Source organism: Syntrophomonas sp. UBA1041, from assembly GCF_002316705.1.
Classification (GTDB): Bacteria; Bacillota; Syntrophomonadia; order Syntrophomonadales; family Syntrophomonadaceae; genus DTU019.
Genome location: NZ_DCEA01000066.1, coordinates 61,262 through 62,008 on the forward strand (window position 1 = coordinate 61,262; position 747 = coordinate 62,008).

The 747-nt window shown below is 53.4% G+C and carries 1 protein-coding gene; it reads right to left on the reverse strand.

Annotated elements, in window-relative coordinates:
* On the reverse strand, positions 1-747 hold a 747-nt coding region (locus B2633_RS09890; protein WP_483170459.1), incomplete at both ends, for an efflux RND transporter periplasmic adaptor subunit.

The following is a 747-nucleotide window of genomic DNA, read 5'->3' on the forward strand; positions in this document are numbered from 1 at the left end:
CTATATCCCCTTCGCTCAACCCTGAAACGATAGCGATGTGTGCGCTGTCACTCAAGCCTACCTCAACCGGTTGAATCATGATGCGGTTGTTTTTTATCAAGAAAACTTCTTTGCCGCCGCTGGAAACGGTACGGACACTCTGGCGGGGTACAACCAGGGCATCCGGCTCCTGCCTGGTCTGAATGGCGATGCGCACCTCAAAGCCGGGCTGCAGTGTGCCGGTTTCTTCCATACTGATCATAACCGGTACGCGGCGCTGAATTACCCCAAGTGCGGATTGTTTTTCCTCAGCCTTAGGGTAGATTTGGGTGATCTGTCCTTTAAGGACTTTTGTACCCAAAACCGGGGCAGTGATGTCAACTGCCTGGCCTACGGCGATTTCTGCCAGGTCATCGCTTAATATGTGGGCTTTTAACTCCAGATGCTGGCTGGAGCCGATGCTGGACAGCAACTGACCGGGCATGATGGCCGCACCCTTTTTTACATCAATACTGAGTATTTTACCGGAAGTGGCAGCGGTGACAATCAATTGTGCTTTTTTGCCCTGTACTTCCCCCAGCGTGCTCTCAAGGTTTTTCAATTGCGCCTGTGCGGCCTGTTGTGAAGATGTCAGCTCTTTTTCAGTGCTTTCCAGAAGCTGCACAGCGGTCAGGGCCTGTTCGTATTCGCTCTGGCTGGCGGCGCCGCTTTGCAGGAGCGAATTGACCCGTTCCAGGTTTTTACGGGCATCATCCAGCTGCAGGCGGG